Source organism: Thiosocius teredinicola, assembly GCF_002009425.1.
Classification (GTDB): Bacteria; Pseudomonadota; Gammaproteobacteria; order Chromatiales; family Chromatiaceae; genus Thiosocius; species Thiosocius teredinicola.
Window position 1 is genome coordinate 4,066,201 of the sequence record NZ_CP019936.1, and the last position, 17,207, is coordinate 4,083,407.

Here is a 17,207-nt window from a genome sequence, read left to right on the forward strand (position 1 = left end):
CTTAGCGGGCTGCCTTGACTGCAGCGGGTTGAACGACACTCGCGCTGTTGCCGAAAGCGTTGCGCTCATAGGTGATTACCGCCGCCATATCGGCGTCGTTGAGCACTTCGCGGTAGGCAGCCATGGCAGTTCCAGTCTTGCCGTTCATCACGATATCGAGGTGCGCCGCAGCATCACCGGTTGCGATTGCACTACCGGCCAATGCCGGGAAAGCAGGCGGCACGCCCTGGCCATTCGGCTGATGACAGGCGGCGCAGTTGGTCGTATAGACCTGCTCACCCTTGGCCATCAGTTCTTCTTTGGTCCATTCGCGATCAGCCGAAGCGGCGGCCGCCTCTGCTGCGCCTTTCTGCTCCGCAACCCAGATTGCGTAGTCTTCGGGAGACTTTGCAACAACCACGATCGGCATGAAGCCGTGGTCCTTGCCACAGAGTTCCGCGCATTTACCGCGGTAGATTCCCGGCTCATCGACCTTGGTCCAGGCCTCGTTGATGAATCCCGGGATTGCATCTTTCTTCCAGCCCAGGTCAGGAACCCACCAGGAATGGATAACGTCGGCCGCCGTGAGCAGGAAACGCACCTTCTTGCCCGTGGGGATAACCAAGGGGTTGTCGACATCGCGCAGATAGGTGTCACCGAACTGGCTGAGATCGGCGCCGGAACCAAGCATGCGAGCTTCGTTGTGGTCCGGATGCAACGAACTGACGAACGATACGCCCGCAGCATCACCGTCGACATAGTCGTACTTCCATTTCCACTGGATGCCGGTGACTTTGATCGACATGTCGGCATCGCTGGAATCCTCCATCGCCAACAAGGTGGTCGTGGCCGGGATGGCCATGCTGACGAGGATAACGATCGGTACGACCGTCCACAGAATCTCCATCGTCGTGCTTTCGTGGAACTGGGCGGCAACCGCGCCCTTGGACTTGCGGTGGTTGATAATCGAATAGATCATCGCGCCGAACACGACGACACCGATCGCACAACACACCCAGAAAATTATCATGTGCAGGTCGTACACACTCTGACTGGTTTGCGTTACCCCCTCACGCATGTTGAGTGCGTAATCGGCATGCGCTGCAGCGAATGCCCCTCCGAGGTATGCCGCTGAAACAGCCGCCAGCCTACGCATCATTCTCACAGCTCATCTCCCCCCAACTCTTAGTCGTTATCTCTTGTAGCCCACCGCTGCAACGCGCGATGCGCACCTATTCACACGGATAACATGCGTCGCAATTCGGTCGCGAGTTCGGCTTTTTCTTCTTCGATTAAAAATTCGCCGATTTCAACCCGCTTGCCCGAAGCGGCGATCCAGAGGCGGCGCGGATACCAGTGATCCGCTGCTTTGGAGAGTTCGACCCGGACCCAGCCGCGCGCGAACTCTACCCTTTCTTCCGGCCCCTGACGCGACGAACACGGCCGTCGCTCTCTGCCCTTTTCTACGGTGACTACCGATTCTCCGATCGAGACCACCTCGCAGCGACATGACGCATGCGACACGAGGTAGATGCATGCGAACAAGGCTGCCAACTCAACTCCGGCGAACGGCAGGATCAACCAAAAGCCCTGTGCGGCGAGTACTACGGATATCAACAGTAGGGGCACCGAGATCGCGCCCAGAAAAACCATCGATTGCCGCCAACTCAACGAACGATTGGGCCGGATCACCACCCGCAGCTCATCGCTATCGGGCGGTTTATTGGATGTCACCATCGGCTTGGTCCTTAAGTGACCCGCGCCGAGCTGTTCGTAAACGTTCGGCTACGCCTGATTAGTTTTCGATCCGGAGATTATCGCGCACCATAACGCGATCCAAGCAAATTTGATACAGATCAGTTAAAAATCTACTTATGGCGCGGCGTCTCTCTAATATTCGAATTTATTAATCTTTAGGAGAGACGGATGAGGCGGGTTAAATGTCTATATTTTTGTAGGGTTAAATCTATTTAGCGTTTATTAATAAACCAAGATTCAACGGTCGCGCCGGGCTGATCTCTTGGTTGCTGCGCGGGTTCGGGATCACGCCGAGACATGGCGTCTGCAGACAGGCCTCGAGCGATGCGATGTTCTCGTTCAAGCGCTCCATGTTCGGGTCGACGTGCGAGCCGATCCAACCCAACAGTTCGACGCCGCTGTCCAGAATGACCTGTTCGCTGAGCTGCGCGTGATTCAGACAACCAAGCCGCAGACCGACCACCAGCACCACCGGCAGCCCCAGTGACTGCGCCAGCGACTGCATGTCCCAGTTCGCGCCCAAGGGCACACGCCAACCGCCCGCCCCCTCGACCACCACGATGTCGGCCGCTGCATTGACCGCGGTGAATGCACGGCGGATGGTTTCCATGTTGATCGGCTGATCGGTTTCGCGTGCCGCCAGGTGCGGTGCGATCGGCTGCTCGAAGCAATAGGGGTTCACCTGTTGATACGGCAGGTCGAACCCGCAGGCCTCGATCAGCGCCATGGAATCGTCATTACGCAATTCTCCGTCGTGCCAACGGGCTCCCGCGGCAACCGGCTTGAAGCCCGCAGCGGTGATGCCTTGTTTGCGCAAGGCCCGGATCAATGCCACCGAGACGACGGTCTTTCCGCAGTCGGTATCGGTTCCTGTGATGAAGACACCCTGTTTCACCGGCCGGCTCTCAGCACATCGACCGAAACACGCGTTTCGCCATCCACCTTGCGCTGTACCGCGCCCCACGCATGACCGTGAACCACCTCGTAGGTCAACGGCAGTCTGCCGTCGGCATCGCGGAACTGTTCATAGGCGGCACATACCTCAACCAGGCGTTGCCGGCTGAGCAGGCCGCGCGAACGACTCACGTCCGCGTTGCCGGCACCGATGATTTTGACTTCGCGCATCAAACGCATGGCATCAGTGTAGGTCAGCGTCATACGTTCCACATCCATGACCGGGTCGGCCAGGCCCGCTGCCATCAGCGTATCGCCATAGTCGTGCATATCGATGAAGTTATGCACATGAGGCCGACCGTCGACTTCCGACCAGGCCGCGCGCAGTTCCTTGAGCGTATCCGGACCGAAACTGCTGAACATCAGCAGCCCTCCCGGTTTCAGTACCCGGCTGATATCGGCAAACGCCTGTGCCGGCCGGGTGCTCCACTGCAGTGCCGCGTTGGCGAATACCAGGTCGACGCTCTGATCCGCCAGCGGCAGGTGATCGAGATCGGCACACAGGCAACGCGGCCGGCGCAGCCAGCGTCCACGCTTGCGGGTGCGCGCCAGCATCGGCATCGCGAAATCGAGCGCAAACACCTGGGCCTTTGGATAACGCTTCATCAGCGCCTCGGTGGCCACCCCGGTGCCGCAGCCGATATCGAGTATCACGCCGGGTTGATGGCGGACGAAATCGAGCCGCTCGAGCATGCGTCTGCCGATCTCATGCTGCAGCACGGCCGCCTCATCGTAGTGCTGCGCGGCCCGCCCGAAACTCAGGCGTGCTTTGCGCTTGTCCAGTGGTTGCTCTTCAACGTCGCCCATCGATCAACTCACCGGTAGAAAATCCAACAACAAATCCAAACTCTCCTGCGGATGCGATAGAAACGGTGCGTGGCCGGCGCCGTCGATCACATCGATCCGGCTCGCCGGTAACCAGTCACCCAGGCATTCCGTAATCGTCGAAGGCACCAGCGTGTCACGCGCACCGAACCACCAATGGGTGGGACACGCGAGCTCCGCCAGTTCGCCACGCAGGTCAGTGCGCAACAGCAGCTCCAAACCCTGGCTCAGCCCTTCGGCGCTCGCCGGCGGTCGCTGCGCGACCTCATCGCGCAGCTGCTTCAACGTCTCACGTGCATGCTCCGCACCTTTCACCTGCAAACTCAAAAAACGCATCAGGGTTGCGTTGGCGTCGTCATCCAGCGCCCTGGCAAACTGCTCGAAGGTCGATGTCGGCATCGCACACGGCCAATCGACGCTTTGCACGAAGCGCGGCGTTGTGCCCACCAGCGAAAGCCGACCCACCCTTGCCGGGGCCATCAGCGCCGCCTGCAACGCCACCTGGCCACCCAACGACCAACCGATCCACTGGGCACGCCGGGGCGCGGCATCCAGGCACAGCTGCGCCCAATCGCGTAGCTCGGCAGCGGGCGCCGGCGGGCTGGCGCCGTGTCCCGGCAACTCGATCACGTTGACCTCGAAGTGCTCAGCGAGTGTCGGCAGGATCGGCTCCCACACGGCCGCGTTCATCCCCCAACCATGCAGCAACACCAGCGGCGCGCCCTGCCCTGTCTTCTGGCAATACAGGCTCATGCCAGCTCAGCCGCCGTCTCTTCGAGTACGCTCAGCAAGGTCTCGACCTGCGATACCGTGTGCGACGCCGACAGGGTCACGCGCAGGCGCGCGGCACCATCGGGCACGGTCGGCGGGCGAATCGCCGTTACCAGGATACCTTCGCGGTAAAGCCGATCGCTCCATTGCAGCGCGCGCTGCGCAGAACCGAGCAGAATCGGCTGGATCGGTGTTTCCGAATCCATCAACTCGAGCCCGATACGCGCAGCGCCGCGACGGAAACGGACGATCAGACCCTGCAGACGCTCACGCCGCCATTCCTCGTCGAGCACGATGCGCAGGCTGGCACGCGTTGCCTCGGCGATCGCTGCCGGCATGGCGGTGGTGTAGATATAGGGTCGCGCCTGCTGGATCAGCGTTTCGATCAGCACCTCAGGCCCGGCGACGAATGCACCGGCCGTGCCCAGCGCCTTGCCCAGCGTGCCCATCAGGATCGGCACATCCGATTCACCGAGTTCCGCAGCCACAATACTGCCTCTGCCTTGCGGGCCGACAACCCCGATACCGTGCGCATCGTCGACCATCAGCCAGGCGTTGTGGGCCGAGCACTGCTCTGCCAGACCAGCCAGCGGCGCAATGTCGCCGTCCATGCTGAACACGCCGTCGGTCGCCACCAGGCAACGTGCTTCACCCTCGCGCAGCAAACCCGCCAGTGCGTCGGTGTCGGCATGCGCATAACGCTTGAAGCGTGCGCGTGACAGGATGCCGCCATCGATCAGCGAGGCGTGGTTGAGGCGATCTTCCAAAACGGTGTCGCTACGACCCAGCAGCGCGCTGAGCACCCCGAGATTGGCCATGTAGCCGGTCGAGAACAACAGCGCACGTTCGCGTCCGGTGAACTCGGCAAGTTCTTCTTCGAGGGCATGATGCGCAGCGCTATGGCCGCTGATCAGGTGCGCCGCGCCGCTGCCGACGCCGTAGCGCGCCACACCGCGATTCACTGCCTCGCCCAGACGCGGGTCGGCAGCCAGACCAAGATAGTCGTTGGAACAGAAGCTGAGCATGCGCCGGCCGTCGACGACCAGTTCCGGCCCCTGTGCACCGTCGGTCACCCGGCGTTGCCGGTACAGGCCCTCGCGTCGACGTTGTTCCAGCGCAGCCTGCAACGACTGCATCGATGATTCGTCCATGCCGTGAACCGGCCTCGACTTGGATCAGGTACCGGCGCCGCAGCAAACCTGCTGATCGGCGGCCAGTTCGACCTCCTGCCGGTTGATACCGAGGCGATCGAACAACTGTTGGTCGTGATCGGCGTCGGGATTATCCGTCGTCAACAGGCGCTCACCGTAGAAGATCGAGTTGGCTCCGGCCAGGAAGCACAGCGCCTGAGTCTCGTCGCTCATGTCGGTGCGTCCGGCCGACAGACGCACATAGCTCTTGGGCATCAGGATGCGCGCAACCGCGATGCTGCGCACAAACTCCAGCGAGTCGATCGTATCGCTGCCGTACAGCGGCGTACCTTCGATCTGCACCAGCATGTTGATCGGCACCGATTCCGGATGCTGCTCGAGATTGGACAGCTCCTGCAACATGCGCGCGCGGTCGGTGCCGTTCTCGCCCATGCCGAGGATGCCGCCGGAACACACGTTGATGCCTGCTTCGCGCACATGCTTGAGGGTATCGAGGCGATCCTGGAAGGTGCGCGTGGTGATGACGTTGCCGTAGAACTCGGGCGAGGTGTCGAGGTTGTGGTTGTAGTAATCCAGGCCGGCCTCGCGCAGACGCTGCGCCTGGGTGCCGGTCAGCATCCCCAGGGTGACACAGGTCTCCATGCCCAGGCCACGTACCGCGGTGATCATGTCGATCACCTTGTCGAGATTCTTGTCGGTTGGGTTGCGCCACGCGGCACCCATACAGAAACGGGTCGAGCCCTTGTCTTTCGCAGTCTGTGCGGCGGCAATCACCTCGTCGAGCGGCAGCAGCTTCTCGCGCTCCAGCCCGGTGTCGTATTTGGCGCTCTGCGAACAGTAGGCACAGTCCTCGGCGCAAGCGCCGGTCTTGATCGACAACAGGGTGCTGACCTGCACCTGGTTGGGATCGAAATATTGACGGTGCACGCTCTGAGCGCGAAACAGCAGATCGTTGAACGGCAAGGCAAACAGGGCGCGGATTTCGTCCAGCGACCAATCATGGCGGAGCTCGGCGGCGCTCATGAAGTGTGCTCCTCAATAGTGTGATCTTCGGCATCAACAATAAGGTCATCCCATTGCTCGCGCCGGATGCGGGCAATCGACCACAGCGACCAGGGCACGATGATCGCCAAACCGGCGCCCCAGGCGATCAGCCAGGACTCTATGCCGCGCCCCGGGAAGAAGGTGCCGATAGGGATAATCGCTCCCATCACGCCGTAGAACCGGTAGGCGGCGTTCTGCGTGAAATGCCCCACCCGCGGATTCGGGTGATGCCGGTGCAATGCATAGATCAGCATCGACCCACCGAACCACAGCAGCGGCAGTGGCGGCAGCAACATGCTGACAAGGTTGCCTATATCCATCTGCATGGCGGCGAAGCGCGAGGAGCGTCCGCTGACCGTGCGTACAGCATCTGATGGGGCGACTTCCATTACAATCCGGTCCCGTGGGCAAAATCGAGCCGCCATAATTCGGATCGGACGGCCCGCTGTCAACCGAAATGGATTTCTATGGTTAACAACTGGCCAATTATTGCTCAATTATTCGGCAGCAGTTGCGTGCTGTGCCGCCAACCCGGCGACCTGATCTGCCCGCGCTGCATCGCCGCCATGCCATACAACGACCATGCGTGCCGCCAGTGCGCCCTGCCACTGCCGCCAAGCGCGCCGCGGTTAAGCCTATGTGCCGACTGCCAAACGCATCCACCGGCGTTCGATCACGTGATTGCCCCGCTACGCTATGCCCCGCCGGTTGACGACCTGGTAGCCGGCTTCAAGTATCACCACCGTCTTGCGCTGGGACGCAGCCTGACCGGCCTGCTGGCCGGCGCTATCGACACCGCGGTAGATCCGCCCGATCTGCTGCTACCGATCCCGGCCGGCAGCGCGCGACTGCGCGAACGCGGATTCAACCAGGCCGCGGAGATCGCACGTGGATTGTCTCGACACCTGCACATCCCATGGTCGTCGCGCCACCTGGTGCGTAGCGGGTCGGCCGGACAACAACGCAAGCTGTCGCGCCTGAACCGGCGGCGCAATGCGCGCGGGATGTTTCTGTGTGTTGGAGATCTGCCACCGCGGGTGGCGGTCATCGACGATGTGATGACAACCGGCGCAACGGCCGAAGAGGCGGCGCACAGTCTGAAGCGCGCCGGGGTCGCTCACGTCGAGGTCTGGACGGTCGCCCGGACCCCGCGTGACGGTTAGGCCGTATCAGCGGTCGGCCAGCACCCGCTCTTTCATCTCACGGCGTTCCTGCGCATCGATCGTCAAGGTGGCAATCGGGCGCGCCTTCAAACGCATGACGCCAATCGGCTCACCCGTATCTTCGCAGTAGCCGTAGCTGCCATCGTCGATACGCTCGAGCGCCTGCTCGATCTTGCGCTGCAGCTTGCGGTAACGGTCGCGGGTCCGCAGTTCCAGGCCATGCTCGCTTTCGCGGCTGGCGCGGTCCGCCTCGTCGCCGACTTCCTGGTACGACTTGTCGCGCAGGTTGTCGAGCGTTTCCTGGGCTTCAGTCATCAGCTCCTCGCGCCAGCGAATCAATTGCCGCCGGAAATATTCCAGCTGCATCGGGTTCATGTACTCCTCATCCGGGCTCGGCTCGTAATCGGCCGGAAGTTCCACCGTCATGCTCGTCTGACTCCGAAGATTGATGATTAAGGCCGCGGGTTTTTAGCCTACCCAGCCGCCATAATCAACCCCAAGGCATGCAAAAGCGTCGATCACGGCCAGGAATTCAGATCCCACTGAGACACTGGGGAGGCGCCGGATTCTGCGGATCGGCGAGAAACACCCGAGACAGCTCGGCCGCACAGACATGGCTGTCCAGTACCCCGTGCCCGATACCCGGAAAGATAAATAACTCGCTGTTTTCCAGATATTTATCGGTACTTTCCGCCCATTCCGGCGGGGTCACGGGATCAAACTCGCCGGCCAGCACCAGGGTCGGCACCGCGCTACGCACCGGTTCGAAGAAGTCGGCCGGCGCCCGCCCCGACTCCCAGAATCGGCAGGCATGGAATTCCCAATCGAGCTTTTTGTACGGCGCCGCCCGCGGGAAACGCCGCAGTTCGCGTTCGGCCTCGGCGGCGGTCACCTCGGCGGTGTCGTGGCAATCGACGGACGTGGCCACCGGATCGCTGAGCGCGAAATCGAGGAAGGTCTCGATGCTCGTCTGGATCAGGTCGCGCAGGTTGCTGTCGAGTTCACCCTCGGCCAACTCGCGCATGCTATCCGGCAGCCGCGGGATCAGATCCCATTGATAAAACGCCTCGAACAACAGCCAAGGCAGGTCGTCATCGGTGTAGACGACGGCAAGATCGCCGCCGAACAGCGGATCGCGCACACTCAACTTGACGGGTTCGCGCTGCACCCGCTCGAACGCCGCCTCGAGCACCTGCGTCAACGCCTCGGGCGAGTCGGCACATTGATCCGCCAGGCCGCAGATTCGGCTGAACAGTTCGAATACGCGTTGCAGCAGCCAGGCATCGGCCAGCTCGGGATTGACGTGCGGCGGGTAAGGCGAATCGAGGATGACCGCGCGCAACGACTCGGGCGCCATGCGCATCATCTCCAACGCCACGCGCGTGCCGTACGACACGCCGTACACGTTCCATTGCTCCAGGCCCATCGTACGCATCAGGTCGATGGCGTCGTCGGCGTTGTGGCGAGTGGTAAAGCGGCGGAGATCCCAACCCTCGGCCTGCAGGCGATCGTGACAGGCGCGCGTCGCCTCGCGGATCAGTGGGTAGGCCTCTTCGTTCGACACCGGCACCGGCAACATCTCGCGACGCAGTTCATGCAGCTCCGGACAATCCAGCGCCGGGTTCGACAGGCCGACACCGCGTTGATCGTAGAGCACCAGGTCACCGTTCCAGCGGTTCGACTTGGCCCATTCCAGCCAGAACGGCGCTTCGTCCGGTTGCAGCCAGGCCGAGCCGCCCGGCCCGCCCGCGATGTACTGTACCGGCGGGCCGCCACGCAGCCAGAACCATTGCGGGATGTACACCACAGGAAGCGAAAACTGCTGCGGCTGCGCACCCTGTTCGAACGCGGTGTGGAAGCGCCCACAGTGCACCGGGCGCCACCAGGGCGTCTCGAACCAACAATCCACCCACTCGATGCTGGCGCCGTTTTCCAACCGATGCGGATCCGGCGGCGCGTGCAGGGCGATCCAGGCCCAGGCTAGGAGCAGCAGCAACCCGATCGGTATGACCAACCAGCGCAATACACTCATAAAGCCGGGTTCAACAGGTAGTCGACTAACAGGCCGGCAAACACCAACAGGCCCACATAGTGGTTGTTGAGGAAGGCCTTGAAGCAAGCGGCGCGGGCGCGCTCGCGAATCAGCCACTGCTGGTACAGGAACAACGCCGCTGCTGCGCCCAAGCCAATGCTGTACGGCAGACCACGTTCGGCCATGCTGCCAACCTGCCACAACAGCGCCAACATGACGATCTGCAGCACACCGATGATCAGGCGGTCGAATCGGCCAAACAGGATCGCGGTCGATTTCACGCCGATCTTCAGATCGTCGTCACGATCGACCATCGCGTACATGGTGTCGTAGATCAGCGCCCAGATCACGGTTGCGCTGAACATCACCCAGGCAACCGGCGGTATCTGGTTCTGCAGCGCGGTGAAGGCCATCGGCACCGCCCAGCCGAATGCCGTGCCCAGCACCAGCTGCGGCATGTTGGTCACCCGCTTGGTGAAGGGGTAAAGCGCCGCCAGGCCCACTGCAACAAACGAGTGCGCAATCGTCTTGCTGTTGAGCGTCAGCACCAGCGCGAAGGCGATCAGGCTGAGCACGGCAAACACCGCCAGTGCCTCGCGCGGCGATACTGCGCCGGTCGCCAACGGCCGTTGCGCGGTACGCTCGACGAGGCCGTCGAAGTCGCGGTCCGCAAAATCATTGATCGCGCATCCGGCAGAGCGCATCAGCGCGGTGCCCGACACGAACACCAGCAGGATCCACCAGGGTGGAATGCCGCCGGCCGCGACCCACAGCGCCCACATGGCGGGCCACAGCAACAGGTAGATACCGATCGGCCGATCGGCGCGCACCAGCACCCAGTAGTGCCGCAAGCGGGTGCGCCAGTCGACGGCGTCGGCCGTGTGCGGGGTCGCACTCACGCGCGCAACTCCGGCAGGCCGGGTAGAAAAATCTCGTTTACCAGAATGCGTTCGCCACCATATTCGAACAGCGTTCGTCGACCCCACAAGGCCTCCGGCTTGCGCGCAAGATGATCGGTGGCGCGCGCGAACAGTCGGTGACGTGGGGTGATGCAGGCGACCTCGACTCGCAAGCGGCGGGTCGTCGGGTTGGAGAACAGCACCTCGCCCAGCGGCCGACGACCCAACTGGGTCAGCGCATGCACCGGGCCGCGCAGGCTGCTCAACGGCATCAAGGTGCGGGCGTAGACATAGGCGTCACGACCGCAGCACAGGTGCACCTCGCGGATCAGCGTGGCCGCGGTGCGCTCACTGCCCAGCATGGCGGCCTCGCTCGGCAAGGCCTCGCCGCGCTGTTGCGCCAGCAGGTCGATGCGGAACTTGCCGCGACAACTGGCGATCACCGAACGGGTCAATGACCCACGGTCGCTCAGCCAGGCCTGCATCTGCGGCGAGCTGCCGGGCAGGCGACGCAGGTCGAGCTCACACCATGGGGCTTCGCGCAGGCCCGTCGGGCGCCGCTTACGACGTTGAAACATTATGCTGCTGATCTTCGACATCGCGGCGATTATCGCACGCCGAGAGGGGCGAACGGACCGGCTTTATTGAAACCAGCGACGCAGGCGGACATGCAGATGGAACGGGCCGGTGAAGATCGGTTCGTGGACCTTCACCTCGGTCACACGCGAGGTCTGGGTGCGCCCGTCAAAGCGCACGGCGACGCCGCCGGCGTGATGCCGACCGAGCAATGTGCAACGCACCGACTGCAATGCCGGCACCCAGTCACACTGCGCGTCGTGCAGACCGCTGGCACGCAACTTGGCGCGCACCTGCGCGTGGCTGTCGCCGACCGCGATGTCGCGCCATTGTTGCGGTGTCTCCAGCGTTTCGGCCAGCGACACGAGGTACACCGGCACCATAAAGAGAACCAGCAGGATCGCGAGGCGGCGCAGCACTCTCAAGGCCTGCCCTCCTCACCAACTGCGTGACGACTACACGTCGGCATACTGCACCTTGTGGCCGATCCAACGATGCATCAACGGCGCGACCGATTCAGGATGCTCGACGAGCAACTGATCGGCCAGCGCCTGCACCCCCGGCACCAGTTCCTGATCGCGCAACAGGTCGGCGATGCGAAACTGCATCTCGCCGGTCTGGCGGGTGCCGAGCACCTCGCCCGGTCCACGGATCTCCAGGTCGCGACGGGCGATCTCGAAACCGTCGTTGGTCTCGCGCATCACCGCCAATCGCTCCTGTGCGACCTGACCCAGCGGCGGGTGGTACATCAATACGCAATGACTCTGTTGCGCTCCCCTGCCGACCCGCCCGCGTAGCTGGTGCAGCTGCGACAGCCCCAGGCGCTCGGCATTCTCGATCACCATCAGGCTGGCGCTCGGCACATCGACACCGACCTCGATCACCGTGGTCGCGACCAGCAAATCGATATCACCGGCCTTGAAAGACGCCATGACAGCCTCCTTGTCGGCCGCCTTCAAACGGCCATGAACCAGCCCTACCCGCAGGCCTTCGAGGGCCTCGGTGAGCGCCGCTGCCGTATCCTCGGCGGCCTGGCATTGCAATGCCTCGGACTCTTCGATCAACGTGCATACCCAGTAAGCCTGACGCCCATCGCGGCAGGCCAGCGCCACCCGCTCGACAACCTGGTCGCGGCGTGCGTCGGCGACGACCACGGTGCTGACCGGCGTGCGCCCCGGCGGCAGTTCATCGATGACCGACAGGTCCAGGTCGGCATAGGCAGTCATCGCCAGCGTGCGCGGAATCGGCGTTGCGGTCATAACCAATTGATGTGGCACCTGGTTGCCACCGCCCTTCTCGCGCAGCGCGAGACGTTGATGCACGCCGAAGCGATGTTGCTCGTCGACCACGACCAGCCCCAGCCGGTCGAACGCCACGTCGTCCTGGAACAGCGCGTGTGTGCCGACGGCGACCTGGATCGAGCCGTCGCGCAAGGCGGCCAGCGTGGCCTCGCGCCGTTTGCCTTTGTGCCGTCCGCTGAGCCAACCGACCTCGACGCCCAACGGCGCCAGCCAGTTGCTGAAGTTGCGCAGGTGTTGTTCCGCCAGCAGTTCGGTCGGCGCCATCAGGGCCACCTGATACCCGGCCTCGACGCCCATCAATGCCGCCAGTGCAGCAACAATGGTCTTGCCCGAGCCGACGTCGCCTTGCACCAGGCGTTGCGCCGGATGCCGCTGCGCGAGATCTTTGCGCAACTGATCGGCCACCCGTTGCTGCGCAGCCGTCAGCTCGAACGGCAGGCTGTTCAACAAGGCCTGCTGCAAGCCGCCGTCGCCACGCAGTGCCGGCGCACCTTTGCGCCGTTGGCGTTGACGCAACACACGCAGGCTGAGCTGGTGCGCAAGCAATTCTTCGAGCGCCAAGCGACGCTGCGCCGGATGGCCGGCCTCGGACAGTAACTGCTGCGATTGATCAGGCGGCGGACGATGCAACAAACGCACAGCATCGGCCAACGGCGGCATGTCGTGCTGCGCGAGTACCTTGTCCGGCAGCAGCTCTTGCAAGCCGCCCTGGCCGAGCAGATCGAGTGCGCGACCGGTCAGGTCGCGCCAGGTCAGTTGATGCATGCCTTCGGTGGTCGGGTAGATCGGGGTCAGCGCCTGTTCGACCTCGGCAGGCTCACCCTCGGCCACGCGCTCGACCTCGGGGTGGACCAGTTCGTAGCTTTGCGGCCCGTTGCGCACCTCGCCAAAGCAACGCAGCCAACTGCCACGGCGCATGTTGTCTTTCTGCGCATTACTGAAGTGAAAGAAGCGCAGCATGATGTGGCCTGTGCCATCGGCCAATCTCACCATCAGCGAGCGACGGCGCCCGTAGCGGATGTCGGCCAGTTCGACCTCGCCCTGGATGACCGCCTGATCGCCCGGCCGCAGGCTGCCGATGGGCACAATGCGCGTGCGGTCCTGGTAACGGGTCGGCAAATGGAACAGCAGATCCTGCACGTTCTCGATGCCAAGCTTGTGCAGGCGCTCGGCGCTCTTCGGTCCGACACCCTTGAGTGCGGTAACCGGCGTTTCAGCGAGGCTTTTCGGGGAACTGACCACCGCGGCAGGATACGGAACGTCGTTGGCGGCAACAAGCGGCGATCAGCATCCAGCGACCGTTGGTCAGTCAGCCGGCGGCGGATTCTCTTGCTCGACGAAAATCAGCTCGTCGGCGGCAAAACCCAGCGCCTTTGCACGCTCAATAAAGTGCGCCTTGAGCGCTTCATCAACCTGCGGGGTACGCGCCAGCAACCACAGATATGAACGATCATTGCCGGCGATGAACGCATACTGGTAATCCGGCTTGTCGAGTTCGAACACCACGTAGGCACCGTAGAATGGGCCGAAGAACGATACCTTGAGATAGCCTTCGTCAGCATTGCGCACAAAGTAGGCCTTGCCGTCGGCCTCCTGCCATGCGCTGTCTTCGGTCGAGTAACCGCGATTGAGCACGGCCACGCCGCCGTCGTCGCGCAGACTGTATTCGGCCGAAACATGCGACAGCCCCTGTTCGAACGAGTGATCGAGCCGCGCAATCTCGTACCACTTACCGAGATAACGGTCGATCTCAAACCCTTGTACCGGTTCGATACCTTTAGGCAGACCGGTACAACCCGCAAATAGCACCATGCATGCCGAAGCCATCAAATACCGCATGAGCTTCGCCGACCAAGTCGCTCGCATGTTGTCATTCCTCTGCAAATAAGGGTGCCGTTCTTCGCACGCCGTCGGCTATGCGCTAGCCTTAGGGCAAACATCTCGCCGCGCTGCGGCAGCAAATCATTGCGCATTCGATCCGGAGTCCACCTTGCCCGACAAAAGCAACATCGCCCTGCTGATCGACGCCGACAACTCGCCCGCCAAGTCGATCCAGTTCGTGCTCTCCGAACTGGCGCGCCACGGCAAGGTCAATATCCGGCGCGCCTACGGCAATTGGACCTCGAAAAACCTCAAAGGTTGGGAAGCCGTGCTGCAGGAGCACGCCATCCAGCCCATCCAACAATACGATCTGACCAAAGGCAAGAACGCAACCGACATCGCGATGACGATCGATGCGATGGATGTCCTGTACATGAAGCAGGTGGACACCTTCTGCTTCGTCACTTCGGACTGCGATTTCACACCGCTGGTGACACGCATCCTGTCGGACGGCAAATCGGTGATCGGCTTTGGCGAGCGCAAAACGCCGGCTGCCTTCGTCAACGCCTGCTCGACTTTCCTGTACCTGGACGACGAGCAGGAAAAGAGCGTCAAGAAACTCAAAACCAACGAGTTGCGCCAGGATTCGAAGCTGATGAACCTGGTCCGCGAGGCGATCGCAGGCACTGCGGGTGACGACGGCTGGGCGAAGCTGTCGCGCGTCGGCACCCACATCTCCAACCAGGCATCGTTCGACGCACGCAACTACGGTTATGCTCGCCTCAGCGACCTGATCGAGGCCATCGGACTGTTCGAGATCCGGCGCGACGAGAGCAAGCACTTTGAGCTGCGCGACCCGAAACGCAAAGCCTAGATCGCCGGCGCGCACCGTCACTACCAACACGAAACCGTTTATGACTCACCAAGAGACCATCCATCACCGCACCCGCGGGCGCGGCACCTACGACATCACCCACGAGATCCGCAAAGTGGTCGACAACGCCGGCATCGATACCGGCCTGTGTCACCTGTTCGTGCAACACACCAGCGCCTCGCTGATCATCTGTGAAAACGCCGATCCGACGGTGCGCAGCGACCTCGAACGCTTCATCAACCGGCTGGTACCCGACGGCGATCCGATCTACGACCACACCATGGAAGGCCCGGACGACATGCCGGCGCATGTCCGATCGATCCTGACGAAAATGGAGATGACGATCCCGGTCAGCAACGGACGTTGTGCGCTCGGGACTTGGCAGGGCGTCTACCTGTATGAACACCGCCACCACCCGCACGAACGGCGGGTGGTGGTGACGGTGCGCGACTAGGGCCCGTCGACGGGGCCCGAATACGGCTTATTTCTTCAGCGAGCCCAGGGCCTTGGTGAAGCCGCTAAGCGACAGCGGCAGGCCGACGACCTGCTTGTTCGGTGCGGCCACACGGATAACCGCCTTCTCGCCCTTCTTCATCGCATCCAGCATCGGCGTGGGAATGGCCGTCGCGATGGTCGTGCAGCCTTCTGCCGCACAGATGAAATAGGTCAGCTTGACCGGCTCGACGCCTTCCATCGTCAGCGCAGCGCCGGGCGGCAGCAGCGAGCCGAGGGGTACGGTGACAACCAGCAGCGGATCGGGCTGGCCGTCGCGATAGGCGACGCGCGCGCCGAGTACCAGTTGTCCACCCTCTTTCTTGGTGACGTTCTGGAACACGTAGCACAGCTCCTGCTTGCCATCGGGCGACTTGTCGCACTTGTAACCCCAGTCCCCGTAGGTCGGGATTTTTTCTTCTTCCGCCAATGCCATCTGCGAGACCAGCAGTGAGCCCGCCAGAATCAGCAGAACCGAGGAGAACAATCTACGCATCATGGAACCTGTCGTTGAAAAGAGGATGTCGCAGTCTACCGGTTATCGACTACGCCGAGAATGACCGCGCTCAGGCATTTTGGTTCCGCGGCAGCAAGATAAGTTGATTCACATCGCAAATCGGTCGGAGCCGGCCGGGGCTCCCTGATCGATAGTCATGTGCTATCGCACATATGAAAACAAACAATTTCACTAATTCACGTCCAATCCCGATACTGCACCCACTGAATTTGAACACCGTTTCTGGAGTATCGAGATGAAACTTGAAAACCGCGAAGGCCAAACCGTACCTAACGTTGTATTCCGTACCCGCCGCGATCACGAGTGGGTCGACGTCAGCACCGACGACGTCTTCAAAGGCAAGACCGTCGTGGTATTCGCCCTGCCGGGCGCCTTCACCCCGACCTGTTCTTCGACCCACGTGCCGCGCTACAACCAGCTCGCGCCGGCACTCAAGCAGCAGGGCGTGGACGAGATCATCTGTATCTCGGTCAACGACGCCTTCGTCATGAACGAGTGGCGCGCCGAGCAGAAGGCCTGGAACCTCACTTTCCTGCCGGACGGCAACGGCGACTTCAGCCGCGGCATGGGCCTGCTGGTGCCGAAAGACGAACTCGGCTTCGGTGAGCGTTCGTGGCGCTACTCGATGCTGGTCAAGGACGGCGTGGTCGAAAAGATGTTCATCGAGCCGGACGTACCGGGCGACCCCTTCGAAGTCTCGGACGCCGACACCATGCTGAACTACATCGCGCCGAACGCCAGCAAGCCGCTCGACGTGACCGTGTTCACCCGCGAGGGCTGCCCGTTCTGCGTGCGTGCCAAGGGCATGCTGCGCGATGCCGGCATCCAGTACGACGAACTGGTGCTGAACCAGGACTACAGCGAAGTCACGCTGCGCGCGGTGGCCGGCGCCTCGATGGTGCCGCAGGTGTTCATCAACGGTGAACACATCGGTGGCTCGGACAAGCTCGAGGAGTACCTCGGCAAGCGCGATAAAGCCGCCGCCTGATTGCCGGCTGAAACGTAAGCGGCTGCGGGAGGGTCTCTCTCCCGCAGTACCCCCGACAATCC

The 17,207-nt window shown here is 62.4% G+C and carries 20 protein-coding genes and 1 pseudogene; 5 read left to right on the forward strand and 16 right to left on the reverse strand.

Translation table 11 applies throughout. The features are described from left to right. Position 1 precedes the first annotated feature (1 nt). From coxB to B1781_RS19310, 8 genes are all read right to left on the reverse strand, one after another. Positions 2–1,138, reverse strand: a complete 1,137-nt coding sequence (coxB, locus tag B1781_RS19275; RefSeq protein ID WP_334223791.1) for a cytochrome c oxidase subunit II — start codon at positions 1,136–1,138, stop codon at positions 2–4. A 77-nt stretch (positions 1,139–1,215) separates the two neighbouring features. Further along, the gene (locus B1781_RS19280) at positions 1,216–1,716 is read right to left on the reverse strand and encodes a DUF2244 domain-containing protein (RefSeq protein WP_078121214.1); all 501 of its coding nucleotides are present in this window, start codon (positions 1,714–1,716) and stop codon (positions 1,216–1,218) included. 229 nt (positions 1,717–1,945) lie between these two features. After that, entirely contained in the window at positions 1,946–2,632 is a 687-nt protein-coding gene (gene bioD / locus B1781_RS19285) for a dethiobiotin synthase (protein ID WP_078121215.1), read from the reverse strand. Further along, entirely contained in the window at positions 2,629–3,498 is an 870-nt protein-coding gene (gene bioC / locus B1781_RS19290) for a malonyl-ACP O-methyltransferase BioC (RefSeq protein ID WP_078121216.1), read from the reverse strand. Before bioC ends, bioD begins: the two co-directional genes overlap by 4 nt. Positions 3,499–3,501: 3 nt before the next feature. Further along, positions 3,502–4,269, reverse strand: a complete 768-nt coding sequence (bioH, locus tag B1781_RS19295; RefSeq protein ID WP_078121217.1) for a pimeloyl-ACP methyl ester esterase BioH — start codon at positions 4,267–4,269, stop codon at positions 3,502–3,504. Further along, positions 4,266–5,438 carry an 8-amino-7-oxononanoate synthase gene (bioF, locus tag B1781_RS19300; protein WP_408646285.1) on the reverse strand — a complete coding sequence of 391 codons (1,173 nt, stop codon included), beginning with the start codon at positions 5,436–5,438 and terminating at the stop codon, positions 4,266–4,268. The genes bioH and bioF overlap by 4 nt, the downstream gene beginning before the upstream one ends. 24 nt (positions 5,439–5,462) lie before the next feature. After that, positions 5,463–6,461: a biotin synthase BioB gene (gene bioB / locus B1781_RS19305; protein ID WP_078121218.1), complete on the reverse strand. Its 999-nt coding sequence runs from the start codon at positions 6,459–6,461 to the stop codon at positions 5,463–5,465. Next, positions 6,458–6,871, reverse strand: a complete 414-nt coding sequence (locus B1781_RS19310; RefSeq protein ID WP_078121219.1) for a hypothetical protein — start codon at positions 6,869–6,871, stop codon at positions 6,458–6,460. Before B1781_RS19310 ends, bioB begins: the two co-directional genes overlap by 4 nt. Positions 6,872–6,949: 78 nt before the next feature. Between B1781_RS19310 and B1781_RS23650 the strand changes: the two are divergent. Next, positions 6,950–7,123 (forward strand): annotated as a pseudogene (locus tag B1781_RS23650) (double zinc ribbon domain-containing protein); the annotation flags it as partial. Between the two features lie 36 nt (positions 7,124–7,159). Continuing rightward, positions 7,160–7,645, forward strand: a complete 486-nt coding sequence (locus B1781_RS19315) for a ComF family protein (protein WP_125932182.1) — start codon at positions 7,160–7,162, stop codon at positions 7,643–7,645. Between the two features lie 6 nt (positions 7,646–7,651). On the opposite strand, the gene dksA is transcribed toward B1781_RS19315, so the two are convergent. From dksA to B1781_RS19350, 7 genes are all read right to left on the reverse strand, one after another. Beyond that, on the reverse strand, positions 7,652–8,071 hold the full coding sequence (gene dksA, locus B1781_RS19320) for an RNA polymerase-binding protein DksA (protein ID WP_078121221.1): 420 nt from the start codon (positions 8,069–8,071) through the stop codon (positions 7,652–7,654). A gap of 106 nt (positions 8,072–8,177) precedes the next feature. Continuing rightward, a complete protein-coding gene (locus B1781_RS19325; protein ID WP_078121222.1) occupies positions 8,178–9,677 on the reverse strand; it encodes an alpha/beta hydrolase in 1,500 nt (499 codons plus the stop codon). Beyond that, a complete protein-coding gene (ubiA, locus tag B1781_RS19330; RefSeq protein ID WP_078121223.1) occupies positions 9,674–10,576 on the reverse strand; it encodes a 4-hydroxybenzoate octaprenyltransferase in 903 nt (300 codons plus the stop codon). Before ubiA ends, B1781_RS19325 begins: the two co-directional genes overlap by 4 nt. Then, positions 10,573–11,154 carry a chorismate--pyruvate lyase family protein gene (locus B1781_RS19335; protein WP_164513470.1) on the reverse strand — a complete coding sequence of 194 codons (582 nt, stop codon included), beginning with the start codon at positions 11,152–11,154 and terminating at the stop codon, positions 10,573–10,575. The genes ubiA and B1781_RS19335 overlap by 4 nt, the downstream gene beginning before the upstream one ends. Before the next feature lie 63 nt (positions 11,155–11,217). Then, the gene (locus B1781_RS19340) at positions 11,218–11,577 is read right to left on the reverse strand and encodes a hypothetical protein (protein WP_125932183.1); all 360 of its coding nucleotides are present in this window, start codon (positions 11,575–11,577) and stop codon (positions 11,218–11,220) included. A 30-nt stretch (positions 11,578–11,607) separates the two neighbouring features. Beyond that, a complete protein-coding gene (recG, locus tag B1781_RS19345) occupies positions 11,608–13,695 on the reverse strand; it encodes an ATP-dependent DNA helicase RecG (RefSeq protein WP_078121226.1) in 2,088 nt (695 codons plus the stop codon). Between the two features lie 63 nt (positions 13,696–13,758). Continuing rightward, positions 13,759–14,292 (reverse strand): lipocalin family protein, encoded by a 534-nt coding sequence (locus B1781_RS19350; RefSeq protein WP_078122145.1) that lies wholly within the window; start codon positions 14,290–14,292, stop codon positions 13,759–13,761. A 151-nt stretch (positions 14,293–14,443) separates the two neighbouring features. Between B1781_RS19350 and B1781_RS19355 the strand changes: the two genes are divergently transcribed. Further along, complete coding sequence (locus B1781_RS19355; protein WP_078121227.1) at positions 14,444–15,148, forward strand: NYN domain-containing protein; 705 nt, start codon at positions 14,444–14,446, stop codon at positions 15,146–15,148. A 40-nt stretch (positions 15,149–15,188) separates the two neighbouring features. Beyond that, positions 15,189–15,602, forward strand: coding sequence for a secondary thiamine-phosphate synthase enzyme YjbQ (locus B1781_RS19360; protein WP_078121228.1), 414 nt, complete (start codon positions 15,189–15,191; stop codon positions 15,600–15,602). A gap of 27 nt (positions 15,603–15,629) precedes the next feature. On the opposite strand, the gene B1781_RS19365 is transcribed toward B1781_RS19360, so the two are convergent. After that, positions 15,630–16,139 carry an invasion associated locus B family protein gene (locus tag B1781_RS19365; RefSeq protein WP_078121229.1) on the reverse strand — a complete coding sequence of 170 codons (510 nt, stop codon included), beginning with the start codon at positions 16,137–16,139 and terminating at the stop codon, positions 15,630–15,632. A 253-nt stretch (positions 16,140–16,392) separates the two neighbouring features. On the opposite strand from B1781_RS19365, the gene B1781_RS19370 reads away from it, so the two are divergent. Further along, on the forward strand, positions 16,393–17,145 hold the full coding sequence (locus B1781_RS19370) for a glutathione peroxidase (protein WP_078121230.1): 753 nt from the start codon (positions 16,393–16,395) through the stop codon (positions 17,143–17,145). The last annotated feature ends 62 nt before the right edge of the window (positions 17,146–17,207 follow it).